We start from the raw sequence: 13,140 nt of genomic DNA, 5'->3' as shown, positions 1-13,140 counted from the left end.
ACCGCCCCTCCAGACTGCAAGGAAGATCAAGATGTCATCTGCTGCCAGCACCGGCCTTCAAACCTTTGCGGATGAGCCGGAGCACATTGGGTTGCTGCGCGATACGCTGAAACGGTTCGTGGCTGAAAAAGCGCCGCGCGATAAACGCCGCGCATGGGACAGGGCGCATGAGTTTCCGCGCGATGTGTTTGGCGACCTGGCAAAGCTTGGCATCTGCGGGCTGACAATCCCCGAAGAGCTGGGCGGTGCCGGTGTTGATCTGGTGGCAGCCGTTGCAGCCATTGATGAGCTTTCACAGGCGGGCGCTTTTTTGGCCGGGCCGTTTATTCATGCAGCGTTTTATGGCGGTGCCAACATTGTTGAAAACGGCTCCGACGAACAAAAAGCCACGATGCTGCCACGACTTGCGGCGGGCGAGATGTTTTTTGCCTATGGCCTGTCCGAGCCTGATGTGGGTGGCGATCTGCCCAGCGTCAGCACAAAAGCGCGGGTTGAGGGCGACGAGATTGTCATCAACGGCGCCAAGCGCTGGTGTACGGGCGCCGACTTTGCCGATGTCATCTACTGCCTGGTCAACAGCGATGCGGACGCGCCCAAGTACAAAAACCTTTCGGTGGTACTGGTGCCAACGGATGCACCGGGCGTCACGATGCAGCCGATAGAACACGCCAACCTGCGCTACACGCTGTCGTCGGACGTTTACTTTGACGACGTGCGGGTGCCCAGGTCTGCTGTGCTGGGCGGCCCGTCCAAGTGGAACAAGGGCTGGGGACAGCTTGCAGGCAAGACACTGGACGTTGAGAAAATCGAGATTACGGCCGTTGCCTACGGGCTGGCACGTGCTGCGGTTGAAGAAGCCTGGCAATACGCTCAGGAGCGTGAGCAGTTTGGCCGCGTCATCTGCGGTCATCAGTCGGTGCGCCATGCGCTGGTGGACGCGCGCACCAAGCTGCAGGCGTGTCGGCATATGCTCTATCATGCCGTCTGGCTGGCGCAGGAAGATCGGCCATGTTCTGTTGAAACCAGCATGGCGAAACTGTTTGTGGGTGATACAGCGGTGGAGATCGCGTTGCTGTGCCAGCGGGTGATGGGGGCCTACGCGTTGTCTGACGCCTATGACATGGAGCGGCATGTGCGTGATATTCTGGGGATGCCGATTGTCGGCGGGTCGTCCAACATGCAGCGCAACAACATTGCGGCCCGACTGGGCTTGCCGGAGTAGCGACAGTAGCGGTCAGATTTTGCTAGGCTCGCAGCGAACAAGATTTTTGAGGGAACGCTGAAAATGAGCACGTTTGATCTCGTGGTGCGTGGTGGACGCATCGCCGATGGTACTGGCGGCAAGATTACCAGTGGCGATGTTGCCGTAAAGGATGGCGTCATAGCCCAGGTCGGCGCTGTGTCGGGCACGGCGGCGCGGGAGATTGAGGCCGATGGCGCGCTGGTCACGCCGGGCTTTGTGGACATTCACACCCACTATGATGGCCAGGTAACGTGGGACAGTCAGTTGACGCCGTCATCCTGGCACGGCGTCACCACGGCTGTGATGGGCAATTGCGGTGTCGGCTTTGCGCCGTGCCGGGCTGAGGATCACGACCGGCTCATACGCCTGATGGAAGGTGTTGAGGATATTCCGTTTCCGGTCTTGGCTGATGGCCTGCCGTGGAACTGGGAAACGTTCCCGGAATATCTTGCGTCGCTGAGCAACAAGCAGTTTGACATTGATTTTGCAGCTCAGGTGCCACACGCCGCCGTACGCGTTTATGTAATGGGCGAGCGTGGGGCCAATCGCGATATGGCAACGGCGGACGACATTGCCGCCATGGCCCGGATCGCGCGGGAGGCCGTTGAGGCGGGGGCGCTTGGCTTCACCACGTCGCGTACACTCAACCATCAAACGTCTGAAGGTGATCCCACGCCGACGCTGACGGCTGCCGAAGATGAGTTGATGGGCATCGCAATTGAAATCGGCAAGTCCGGCAAGGGCGTATTGCAGGTGGTGTCTGACTTTCAGAAACGCCGCGCGGAAATGGACATGTTTCAGCGCATTGTTGAAATGTCGGGCCGTCCGATGTCGATTTCCGTTGCCCAGACCGATCTGGCGCCGGATGCATGGAAGTGGCTGTTGTCTGAAATTGAAGGCGCCAACGCGCGCGGGCTTGAAATGCGTGCGCAGGTCGCGCCACGTCCGGTCGGTATTCTGGTGGGGCTTGAACTGACGCTTAATCCGTTTACGGCGTATCCGGCGTTTGCGCAGATAGCAGACAAGCCGCTGGCAGAAAAAGTGGCACGACTTTCTGACCCTGCGTTCCGCGCTGAGTTGTTTGGCGGCACGCCGGCGTCTGATCATCCGTTCGTGCAGTCGCTGTTGCGGCAATTCGGTAAAATGTTTCCGCTTGGAGACGTGCCCGATTATGAGCCGCTGCCGGAGCGGATGCTGGATGCAGAAGCAGCCCGGCGTGGTGTTGCGGTTGAAGAGGTGGCGCTGGACTACATGCTGTCAGATGGCGGGCGCGGACCGGGCACCGGCATGTTGCTGTTCCCGTTCCTCAACTATGCGCAAGGGTCGCTGGACCCGTCCTACGCCATGATGCAGCACCCCAATGCGGTTGTCGGGCTGTCAGATGGTGGGGCGCATATGGGCACGATATGCGACGGATCGTTTCCCACCACGCTGCTGCAACACTGGACGCGGGACCGCACACGCGGTCCAAAGCTTGATCTGGCCTGGGCCATCAAGGCGCAGACCGCTGACACGGCGCGGGCGGTTGGCCTGACTGACCGTGGTGTGTTGAAGCCGGGCATGAAGGCGGACATCAATGTGATTGACCATGCGGGCCTGCGGTTGCACGGGCCAGAGATTGCCCATGACCTTCCCGGTGGCGGGCGGCGCTTGCTGCAGCGGGCAGACGGCTATTTGGCGACGGTGGTGTCCGGAGAGCTTGTGTATGAAAATGGCTCGCCGACGGGAGCCTTGCCGGGGCGGCTGGTGCGGGGGTAATGCCTCGGCTGCTAGGGTGCCGTACGCAGCGTTTTCTCAAGCCACCGGGTTGCCGCTGAAAGATCATTCAGAAGCGCAACCTCCGGGCGCAGCGTTGCTTCGTTCGCCTGCAACCGTGCATCCCCCACAATTGCGGCATGACCAACACCTGCTGCACGCGCAGCATCCATGTCCGTCCATTTATCGCCCAGCATGGCACAGCGCGACATATCAAGATCAAAATCCTGTTGGGCGGCCAGCAACATGCCGGGGTTTGGTTTGCGCAAGGGGTGATCCTCGCCATCACCGCCCTTGAGATAAGGACAATGATAGACATGGGCGAGTGGAACGCCCTCGCGCTCAAAGCGGGCCCGCATCCATGCGGTGAGGGTCTGATACTTTTCTTCCGTGTACAGACCGCGCGCAATGCCGGATTGATTGGTGACAACGATCAGCAGCGCACCAAGGTCGTGGGCAGCGGCGGCAAGCGCAAAGATGCCGGGCATCCACTCAAAGTCTGTCGGGTCGCTGACATAGTGCTTATCGACATTGATAATGCCGTCACGGTCCAGAAAGAGAGCCTGCTGTGGCACGGCGAACTGCGTCCTGCTTTTGAAGTTCAGGGATTGCCTATCTAACGCCAAGCATTGCCCTTTCGCAAAGGGCGTGCGTCATGGTGCCGGATCAGCCGGAACAGCTTGCACCCCCCAGAACGCAGAACCGTGCGCAATGGGCGTGGTTGAGCGATACGGGCTGCATGGCCTGCGTCAGAGTTTCACCCAGTTCAAAGCGCTCGTCGTAAGCAATCAGGGTACATGCCACGATTGTCGGGGCTGTCGCGCCCTTGCGCTTCACAGCCATGCGGGCGTTTGAGCACATGACCTCACGCGGCGCCTTGTTGAGAGTTTTCCAGCACGCGGTGGTGATCTCCGGCACGTCCGCGGTCTCGTCCATTTCAGGGAAGATCACGAGGTCCGCGGGATTGGCTGCATCAAGCTCAAGCCCCAGTTCATCAAACAGGCGCATGTAGCCTGCGCGTTCGTCAGCCTCGGTTTCACCTGACAACATGCGCCCTGCGATAGAGAGGTTAAAGCCGTTGCGGGCAAGCCATGTGAGGCCCTGTATCATCGGCGTCCATGAGTGGGGTCCGCGTTCTGTTTCGTGTACCTCTTGGGTATAATGATCAACGGAAACGCGCAGGGTCAGGCGATGGCCGTAAAGTGCGTGCAGGGCCAGCAGGGCTTCCGCCTGGCCGGGGCGCTGCATGGGGCGCATGGCGTTGGTGAGGACCAGCACCTCAAAGCCGCGCGACAACGCGTCACCCAGCATCGCGATGAAGTCCGGGTTCATGAAAGGCTCGCCACCGGTGAAGCCCACTTCACGCAGGCCCATATCCTCCTGCTGCGCCTCATCCAGCAATGTTGCTACTTCGGCGGCGGAAATATAGCTCAGCGCATCGTTGGTGGGGGTGGATTCGATATAGCAGTTTACACAGGCGAGATTGCACAGGGAGCCGGTGTTGATCCACAGGGTTTCAAGCGTGTGCGGCTTAACCCATGCGCGCTTCTCGCCGCCCGCAGTTATGTACGGGTCTGTAAATTTGGCGGGTTTGAGCGGGCTCATGTCATTCATTGGCGCACATAAGCGTTGAATGCCGTTGAGGTCCATCAAAAATGCTGAAAATGGCCTTCAAACCACTGTGACTGAGACATGGGAGCGTGCCACACTCTGCGCAAATCAAGCACTCGGGAGGAAGATGTCATGGTCGATCAGGCAGTTGATTTTGAAGTTCTGAAAAGCGCGTTGGAAACATCGCGCGCCAATAGCCACGACCTGCCGCAGATCGGTGCGGGCGAGGTATTGATGAAAGTGGAGCGGTTTTCGCTGACGGCCAACAATATCACCTATGCTGTGTTTGGTGATGCCATGCGCTACTGGGACTTTTTCTCCGACCGGGGTGATGGTGTTGAGTTCGGGCGGATTCCCGTCTGGGGGTTTGGTGAAGTGATTGCGTCTAACGCGGACGGGGTGACAGTGGGTACGCGGGTATACGGCTATTTCCCCATGTCCACGCACCGGGTGGCGAAGGCCGCCAGAATATCCGAACACGGGTTCATGGATGCGTCCGGCGTGCGCGGTGAGCTTGCACCTGTCTATAGCCAGTTCATGGCCACCACTTCTGATCCGCTCTATGCGAAACAAGACGAAGACCAGATCATGCTGTTCCGTCCGCTGTTCACCACCAGCTTTATTCTGGATGACTGGCTGGCGGAGAACGGGTTTTTCGGAGCGAAGACAATCATCTTGTCCAGTGCCTCCTCCAAGACGTCGCTTGGGTTGGCTTATCTGCTGAAAAACAATCGCGGATCGTCTGTGCGTGTTGTTGGCCTTACGTCGGGCGCCAACAAGGCGTTTGTCGAGGGCACCGGATGCTACGATGACGTGGTGGTGTATGACGACATTTCAAAAATGGATGCGTCTGTAGCGGCAGGCTTTGTGGACATGGCGGGCAATTCCGCTGTGCGGGCCGCGATCCACAGACACTTCAAGGACAATCTCAAAGTGTCTTCCGCTGTTGGCGGAACCCACTGGGACAGTGTGGGCGGCGGACAGGATGATCTGCCGGGGCCGTCGGTCGAGTTGTTTTTTGCGCCGACGCATATCGAGCGCCGCATGAAGGAATGGGGCGGACCGGGCTTTCAGGAACGCGTTGCGAAGGCGTGGGCGGGGTTCATTCCTGAAACAAAAAAATGGATCGAGGTTGTGCATTCGTCGGGAGCTGACAAGGTGAAAGACGTTTACCTCGAAGTGCTTGGCGGCAAGACGCCCCCGAACAAGGCGCACATTCTGTCGCTTTGGAACTAAGTGCGCGCCACATGGTTGGCGGGTATTCGTTTGCGGTAGTTGTCAGAAAGCCTGCGCGCACTTAGGTACGCGCACACACTGTTATTTTGCCGAAACCTTGTTCCATGAGTTGAGAGCCTGATGCCGTCTTCTGCGTTTTTTGATCTGCGTGCCACCCATAATCCAAACCGCTGGACACTTGAAGTCACGCAGGGGCTGTGCGTCGGGCGGCCGGGCAACATGTTCATGTTTGGGGGCGTCGGGCTGGCGGCCTCCATCCGCGCGATGGAAGGCACCACCGGGCGGCGGGTCATCTGGGCAGCGGCGCAATACCTGTCGTTCGCGCGGCCGGGTTCCATCGTCGATGTGGATGTCCAGGTGCCTGTCGCGGGCAAATACAATTCGCAGGCGCGTACCAAGGCACATGTGGGTGATACCGAAGTTATCACGGCGAGCGCTGCTTTGGGTGAGCGCCCTGACAAGATTTCAGCGCAGTGGGCGACCATGCCGGATGTACCTTTGCCTGAAGACTGCCCTCCCATGGAACGCTGGGAGCGTGACGACGAGGAACTGCACGACCACATGGAATTGCGTGTGGCCAAGGGGCGCTACGGCAAGGCCCGCCGTGACGGCGTGATGAGCGATGACGGTGAGGTTTTCTTGTGGGCGCGGCCCCGCGATGGCCGGGTGATTGATTCAGCCATGCTGGCGATTATTGCTGACTTCATTCCATCAGCTGTGGGAAACGCCCTTGGCCAGAACGCCGGTGGCAACAGCCTCGACAATACCATCCGTATACGGCATGTGGTGCCAACAGACTGGGTTCTGTGCGACACGCGTATTCATGGCGTCCATGGCGGGTTTGCGCATGGGCGGATGTTGCAGTTCAGCCAGGATGGTGAACTGATGGCGACGGCCAGCCAGTCAATGATTGTGCGTGTGCATGACTAGGCGGTTGAGCGTTTAACCGACACATAGGCGAGACCGGCGAGCGCACCGGCTACAAGCTGGCCAATCATGCCATCGATATCCCGCGTGCTGGTGATGGGCGTGATCTCGAAAAGCTGACTCATCGCTGTCAGCGCCACGCCCACAGCAACGGCACCCGCCACCATGTAGATGATTGTGCGCAGGGGGGTAATGAAGCCTGCGACGATGCCGGCCACAATAAAGCCGATGAGCAGCGCACCGCCCATGATGGCACCGTAAAGGGGTGCCATACCTGCAATGTCGTGAGCGATCCAGGACAGGCGTTCGCCGATTGAGAACTCGGCACCCAAAGCTGCCAGGTCGCCCTGATTGAAGACGGCATGGGCACCCGCGCCAAGAACAAGCATCACAATGACGGCCAGCAAATATCCCAGTACGGTTCTCATCAGGTTTCGTCCTTCCCAGTCGCTTGGCGTCGTGTTGTTTCGTGCCCGGTCGCTGTTTGTGGGCTGCGCTCTTAAAGCGTCGCGTTTATGGCCTATATTCGCTTAAGATGGCGTTGAGAACCAGCCCGGTGTGCTGTAACGACAGATTTTGCGCTCACATGCCGCCAACGGGTTCTGGCCGGATACAGTTTTCAGGCGCTGCAACGAAACAGCGCAAAAGTGCAGGGGTACGCGGATATGGGTAAGGCATTGGGCATTTATTTGGCGGGCAGCATTGCGGCAGCGGGACTGATTGCCATGCCCGCGCTGGCTCGCGACGTTACGGCGGCACCCGAAGGGCAGTTTACCGTGGAGACAGTGGTTCAGGGGCTGGATCACCCGTGGTCAATTGCGTTTCTGCCTGATGGCGACATGCTGGTGACAGAGCTCACCGGGCAACTTCGGCTGATTGATGGTGAAGGTGTGGTTCAAGAGGCCATCGCGGGTGTGCCGGAGGTTGTGTTTGGCGGGCAGGGTGGTTTGTCAGACGTTGTGCTTCATCCTGACTTTGCCGCCAACAAACTGGTTTACCTGACATACTCAGCCAAGCGCGATCAGGGCAATACGCTGGTGGTTGGTCGTGGCACATTCACCGGATCAGAGCTGGAAGGCTTCGAGGTCATTTTCGAGGCGGATGCCTACCGTCAGACGCTGGTGCACTATGGTGCTCGTATGGCGTTTTTGCCGGATGGTACGTTCATGCTCACGAGCGGCGACGGGTTTGATTATCGTGAGCAGGCGCAGAACAACACCAATCATTTTGGCACGCTCATTCGTCTCAATGACGATGGGTCGGTCCCGACGGATAATCCGTTTGTGGGTAATGCTGATGCGCGCGACGAAATCTATTCCTACGGCCACCGCAACGCTCAGGCTGTTGTCTATGACGCGGGCACGGGCCGTATCTATTCCAACGAGCATGGTGCGCAGGGTGGTGACGAAATCAACGTGATTGAGCCCGGCGCAAATTATGGCTGGCCGCTTGCGACCTATGGGTTGGATTACACAGGCGCCTATGTGTCGCCGTTTAAGGAGTATGAAGGCACCAAGCAGCCTTTGACATACTGGACACCCTCCATTGCGCCCTCGGCAATGGCAGTTGTCTCTGGTGAGGCATTTGCTGACTGGGAGGGTGATCTTCTGGTCACAGCGCTTGCCGCAGGCAACGTTGCTGCGTTTGCGGATCGCAACCTGCGTCGCGTGATCATTGAGGATGGAGAGCTTGCCGGTGAAGAAGCCATTCGCGTGGTGGTGCCGGGTGCCGAAGAGGGTGAGACGGCACGCCTGCGCGACGTGCGCATGGCACCGGACGGCAGCATTTTCATTCTGACGGATGGTGAAGGCGGCAGCGTGCTTCGGCTGGTGCCGAAAGGTGGAATGCCAACGGATACGGCAGCGGCTCTGGAAGCCGCGCAGTCTGCTGTTGGCGACGCCGCGCGGGCCGTCATCAATGCGGTTGACGACGGTGCGCACGCCGCTGCAAAAGCTGCTGAGGATGTGATTGATGCCAACAAGGATGATGTGGCGAACGCTGTAAATCAGGCGGTGGAAGCAACCGCAAAGGCAGTTAAAGAGGGTGCTGACGCTGTCAGGGAAGCGGTTGCACCTGCGGAGGCCGCTCCTGAGGATACTGCGCCCGCTGCGCAATAGACGATTCATATCAATGAAAAAGGGCGGTCCGGTTTTCCAGGCCGCCCTTTTTCGTGGATTTTCCCGGCAGTGGTTATTCAGGAACAGCCTGTAGCTGCAACATGCGGTCCAGCGTTGGGCCGGGCTTGGCACCCAATGGCTCAAGCCATTTCTCATAAAGGCCCTCAAGAACACCATCCTGATACAGGCCAATAATGGCACGATCTACCGCAAGCCGGAGGTCTGCATCGCCGCGCGGTAAAATAATGCCGTAAGGCTCAAACGACAAAAGGCCAGGCAGAGGTACGAGGTCAGCCCCTTCGGGGGCCTGGATCAGACCCACCAAAATCATTTTGTCATGCGCGATGGCATCGGCGCGGTCCTCGCGGATAGCGGCCACTGCATCAGCGGTGCGTTCAACGGTGATGATCTGCGCCTCAACGCGCTCGGCGAGTAGCGCGCGCCTGATCGCATCCTGCGTTGTGGTGCCGGACACAACGGCGATCCGTTTGCCAGCAAGTTCTTTGACATTGGTTATTTCAGTCACATCGGCAACTGCTATCGAGGCGCCTGACGCAAAAAACGGCACGGAAAAATCAACCCGTTCGCGGCGACCCAGTGTGACGGTTGTCGCACCACATTCCATGTCGGCACGGCCGCTGACGATTGCGTCGAGTCGTGTCTCCAGCGTGACGGGCACGTAGTCGATGGCAATTGAAGGTATTTCGAGCAGAGTTGCCAGTTCGCTTACAATTGCCTGACAGAGTTCGACTGACATTCCCGATGGTGTGCCATCGTGCCCTGTAATAGAAAATGGCGGCAAGTCATCCACAGCGGCGATTGTAACGCGTCCTTCAGAGGCAATCTTTTCAAGAGTGCCGGCGGCATGGCCCGGGGCACTCCCGAATACCAATGACAAGGCAGTCAGGCCTGCGGCAATGCTGATCGCAAAATGTCTGGATGGCACAAAACAGAATGTCATGGACTGGCTCCGGCACGGGGGTGGGTCATCGGCTGCCGACTGTGCCACCGGCTGTCGGTGCTGGCCAGCCTTTAGGTGGCGAGGCTGTGCAGTGGGTTAACTGCGCACCAGCACATTTTTGAACTGCCACGGGTCGTCTGTATGCAGGTCGTCGTCGAAAAATCCCGGCCGACCATCCAGCGGCGTCCAGTCGGTATAGTAGCCTTTTACGGGCCCCAGATATGGCAGCTGCACTTCAAGGCAGCGTTTGTAGTCCAACTCGTCTGCTTCAACGATGCCCTCCAAGGGGTTCTCAAGCGCCCAGACCATGCCGGCAATGACGGCGGAGGAAACCTGAAGTCCGGTGGCATTTTGATAGGGAGCTAGTTCGCGGGTTTCCTCAATGGAAAGCTGTGAGCCAAACCAGTAGGCGTTTTTGGCGTGGCCATACAAAAGAACGCCCAACTCATCAATGCCATCGACAATCTCGTCTTCATCAAGAATATGGCAGGTTGTCTGCGGCTCGCCCTCGGTGCCGAACAGTTCATGCAGGGATACGACGGCATCGTCAGCGGGATGATAGGCGTAGTGGACCGTCGGGCGGTATTCGGGGGTTCGGCCTTCACCAACGGTGAAAAAATCCGCGATCGAAACACTCTCGTTGTGAGTTACCAAAAAGCCGTGTTGTGGACCCGGAGTGGGGCACCAGGTGCGCACCCTGGTGGCGCCACCGGGTTGCGTCAGGTAAATCGCCGACTGACACCCTGAGCCCACTTTTTGAAAATGAGCATTGTCGGGCAACCATTCTTCGTGTGTTCCCCAGCCAAGTTCGGCGGGCTGCAGGCCTTCGGAAATAAATCCGTTTACGGACCATGTGTTGACGAATGTGCCCAGCGGCTTGGGGTTGGCTCCGCGTTGGGTATCGCGTTCAGCAATATGAATGCCTGTGGTGCCGGTCGCCTGCATCAGCCGTGCCCACCCTTCGCGGTCTGTGTGGGCAGGTTCTTCAAACTCAAGTTTCAGGTCGTGGGCCAGATTGACCAACGCCTGCTTGACGAAAAAGGACACCATGCCGGGGTTGGCACCGCAGCATGACACGGCGGTGGTGCCGCCGGGGGCATTGCGTTTTTCGCTGCGGGCAGTTTCGCGTAGAAAATAGTTGGTGCGGTCTGCCGGATCGGTGTCCTTGTTGTCATAAAACCCCGGCCACGGTTCCACGACTGTATCAATATATAGCGCGCCAAGCTCGCGACACAGGCGCATGACGTCCACCGACCCCACGTCCACCGACAGGTTGACGCAGAAACCCTGCCCGTCACCCTGCGTGAGCAGCGGGGTGAGAACGGACGCGTAATTATCAGGTGTAATCTCCTGCCTGATAAATCGAATGCCATGTTGTTCAGCCAGCCCGCGATTTTTATCGTCTGGCTCAATTATGACCATACGGCTCTTGTCGAACTCGAAATGACGCTCGATGAGTGGCAGCGTGCCCCGGCCGATGGAGCCGAAACCGATCATGACGATGGGGCCAGATATAGAATGATAGACAGGCCAGTCTGGCTGACTGTTCATGACGGTTTTCCTTGTTGCTGCTGGGCAGGCGACGCCCGATTGGTATTACGGCCGGGGGTATTCCATTTGGGTGCGCCGGTAGGCGCGGGGTTTGTGTGCAGTTTAGCGCTTGCTAGATCACGTATGACTTGAGCGGTGCAAAGCCATTGAAGCCGTTGGCGGCGTAGGTCGTTGTGTAGGCACCGGTCGCCTCAATCAGCACTTCGTCGCCGATGGTGAGGGAGATCGGCAGGTGGTACGGCGTTTTTTCGTACAGCACGTCGGCTGAATCGCAGGTGGGGCCTGCAATCACGCACGGTGTGGTGCGTTCGCCATCATGGGGTGTACGAATGGGATAGCGGATGGCCTCGTCCATGGTTTCAGCCAGGCCGCCGAACTTGCCGATATCAAGAAAAACCCACCGCTCGGCGTCCGGGTCTTCCGACTTGCGGCTTACCAGCACAACCTCGGCCCGGATAACACCCGCGTCTCCAACCAGGCCGCGGCCTGGCTCGATGATGGTTTCCGGCAGGCGGTTACCGAAGTGGCGGCGCAGGGCGCCGAAAATGGCTTTGCCATAATCTTGTGATGACGGCACGTCTTTCAGGTAGCGGGCAGGGAAGCCGCCACCCATGTTGACCATTTTGAGGTTGATGCCCTCATTTGCAAGCGCCCGGAAAACGCGTGCGGCATCTTCCAGAGCCACATCCCATGCGCCCGTATCGGGCTGCTGTGAGCCGACGTGAAACGACACACCATAGGCTTCCAGACCTGAGTCAAAGGCATGGCGCATGACACTTACGGCCATGTCGGGTGTGCAACCAAACTTGCGCGACAGTGGCCATTCAGCCCCGGCACCATTCGTCAGAATACGGCAGAAAACGCGCGAGCGCGGTGCAACGCGGGCGATCTTGTCCACTTCTTCGGGGCAATCCACCGCGAACATGCGCACACCAAGCTCATAGGCGCGCGCGACGTCGCGTTCTTTCTTGATTGTATTGCCAAAAGAAATGCGATCGGCGGTTGCGCCAGCCGCGAGCACCATTTCAATTTCGGGTACGGACGCGGCATCAAAGCTGGAGCCAAGCTTTGCCAGCAGGGCAAGGATTTCGGGAGCCGGGTTTGCCTTCACTGCATAGAACACGCGGCTTTCAGGGAGCGCGCGGCTCAGGCGGTTGAAGTTATCACGCACCACGTCCAGATCGACGACAACAAACGGCTCGTTCGATCGGGTGGCGCGAAGAAAATCGTTTATGCGGTCAGTCACCATTGGGAGTCTCCAGGGTCCAGATAGATCCCGGCACGTGAACATTCAACCGGCGCCCGCATGTTGGAGATGCGACGCCGGCAGCACATTCAAGTGCGCGGATAAATCGGGTCCGCCTCCTGCGCTCCGCTTAATGGGGCAAACAGGCGACATTGCCGGGTTGGTTATGCCGGATTGGAAAATGGGAAACCCCAAATCCGCACGCGGGCAAAGAAGGTGTGCCTCTTTAGTGTCGCCGGTTGGTGGAAGACCGACTGAGACCAAAAAAGCCCTCACCGTCGTTGCTTTTGGCCACCGGTTTTTTTGTTGTTCCGGCAGCTACGGGCACGTGCGACTTATTGGGCAGAGCGGGAGATACTGCGTTTTGAATCGGATTTCAAGATGTCCTGCAAAAAAAGTACGCAGACGCTCAAAAACGGTGAACCAAGTGCGTGTCGCAGGGCAACCTGAGACAGTGACAGAAGACCGCTAACAGAATAATGTATGGCATTAA

11 protein-coding genes are annotated in these 13,140 nt (G+C 58.5%); 5 read left to right on the top strand and 6 right to left on the bottom strand.

Annotated features, from left to right (window positions below; all coding sequences use genetic code 11):
- The first annotated feature begins 31 nt into the window (after positions 1 to 31).
- Together RIB87_RS04735 and RIB87_RS04730 are read left to right on the top strand one after the other, a co-directional pair.
- A complete protein-coding gene (locus RIB87_RS04735; RefSeq protein ID WP_350144038.1) occupies positions 32 to 1,222 on the top strand; it encodes an acyl-CoA dehydrogenase family protein in 1,191 nt (396 codons plus the stop codon).
- A gap of 63 nt (positions 1,223 to 1,285) precedes the next feature.
- The gene (locus tag RIB87_RS04730) at positions 1,286 to 3,001 is read left to right on the top strand and encodes an N-acyl-D-amino-acid deacylase family protein (protein ID WP_350144035.1); all 1,716 of its coding nucleotides are present in this window, start codon (positions 1,286 to 1,288) and stop codon (positions 2,999 to 3,001) included.
- An 11-nt stretch (positions 3,002 to 3,012) separates the two neighbouring features.
- On the opposite strand, the gene RIB87_RS04725 is transcribed toward RIB87_RS04730, so the two are convergent.
- Together RIB87_RS04725 and RIB87_RS04720 are read right to left on the bottom strand one after the other, a co-directional pair.
- Positions 3,013 to 3,573, bottom strand: coding sequence for a D-glycero-alpha-D-manno-heptose-1,7-bisphosphate 7-phosphatase (locus RIB87_RS04725; protein ID WP_350144033.1), 561 nt, complete (start codon positions 3,571 to 3,573; stop codon positions 3,013 to 3,015).
- Positions 3,574 to 3,664: 91 nt separating this feature from the next.
- Complete coding sequence (locus RIB87_RS04720) at positions 3,665 to 4,603, bottom strand: radical SAM protein (RefSeq protein WP_350144031.1); 939 nt, start codon at positions 4,601 to 4,603, stop codon at positions 3,665 to 3,667.
- A 138-nt stretch (positions 4,604 to 4,741) separates the two neighbouring features.
- Here RIB87_RS04720 and RIB87_RS04715 point away from each other — a divergent pair, with 138 nt between their 5' ends.
- Together RIB87_RS04715 and RIB87_RS04710 are read left to right on the top strand one after the other, a co-directional pair.
- Positions 4,742 to 5,845, top strand: a complete 1,104-nt coding sequence (locus RIB87_RS04715; protein ID WP_350144029.1) for a DUF2855 family protein — start codon at positions 4,742 to 4,744, stop codon at positions 5,843 to 5,845.
- Positions 5,846 to 5,965: 120 nt separating this feature from the next.
- The gene (locus RIB87_RS04710) at positions 5,966 to 6,775 is read left to right on the top strand and encodes an acyl-CoA thioesterase (protein WP_350144027.1); all 810 of its coding nucleotides are present in this window, start codon (positions 5,966 to 5,968) and stop codon (positions 6,773 to 6,775) included.
- On the opposite strand, the gene RIB87_RS04705 is transcribed toward RIB87_RS04710, so the two are convergent.
- Complete coding sequence (locus RIB87_RS04705) at positions 6,772 to 7,200, bottom strand: hypothetical protein (RefSeq protein ID WP_350144025.1); 429 nt, start codon at positions 7,198 to 7,200, stop codon at positions 6,772 to 6,774. The two genes, RIB87_RS04710 and RIB87_RS04705, sit on opposite strands and share 4 nt — an antisense overlap.
- A 237-nt stretch (positions 7,201 to 7,437) precedes the next feature.
- Here RIB87_RS04705 and RIB87_RS04700 point away from each other — a divergent pair, with 237 nt between their 5' ends.
- Complete coding sequence (locus RIB87_RS04700) at positions 7,438 to 8,889, top strand: PQQ-dependent sugar dehydrogenase (RefSeq protein ID WP_350144023.1); 1,452 nt, start codon at positions 7,438 to 7,440, stop codon at positions 8,887 to 8,889.
- A gap of 73 nt (positions 8,890 to 8,962) precedes the next feature.
- On the opposite strand, the gene RIB87_RS04695 is transcribed toward RIB87_RS04700, so the two are convergent.
- The 3 genes from RIB87_RS04695 to RIB87_RS04685 all read right to left on the bottom strand — a co-directional run bounded on the left by RIB87_RS04695 (position 8,963) and on the right by RIB87_RS04685 (position 12,650).
- On the bottom strand, positions 8,963 to 9,850 hold the full coding sequence (locus RIB87_RS04695; RefSeq protein ID WP_350144021.1) for an amino acid ABC transporter substrate-binding protein: 888 nt from the start codon (positions 9,848 to 9,850) through the stop codon (positions 8,963 to 8,965).
- 96 nt (positions 9,851 to 9,946) lie between these two features.
- Positions 9,947 to 11,401 (bottom strand): homospermidine synthase, encoded by a 1,455-nt coding sequence (locus RIB87_RS04690; RefSeq protein ID WP_350144019.1) that lies wholly within the window; start codon positions 11,399 to 11,401, stop codon positions 9,947 to 9,949.
- 112 nt (positions 11,402 to 11,513) lie between these two features.
- Entirely contained in the window at positions 11,514 to 12,650 is a 1,137-nt protein-coding gene (locus tag RIB87_RS04685) for a type III PLP-dependent enzyme (protein ID WP_350144017.1), read from the bottom strand.
- Between the last annotated feature and the right edge of the window lie 490 nt (positions 12,651 to 13,140).

The organism is Pyruvatibacter sp., assembly GCF_040219635.1.
Classification (GTDB): Bacteria; Pseudomonadota; Alphaproteobacteria; order CGMCC-115125; family CGMCC-115125; genus Pyruvatibacter.
The sequence above is the reverse complement of the archived record's forward strand: the minus strand, read 5'-3'. Positions and strand labels throughout refer to the sequence as shown.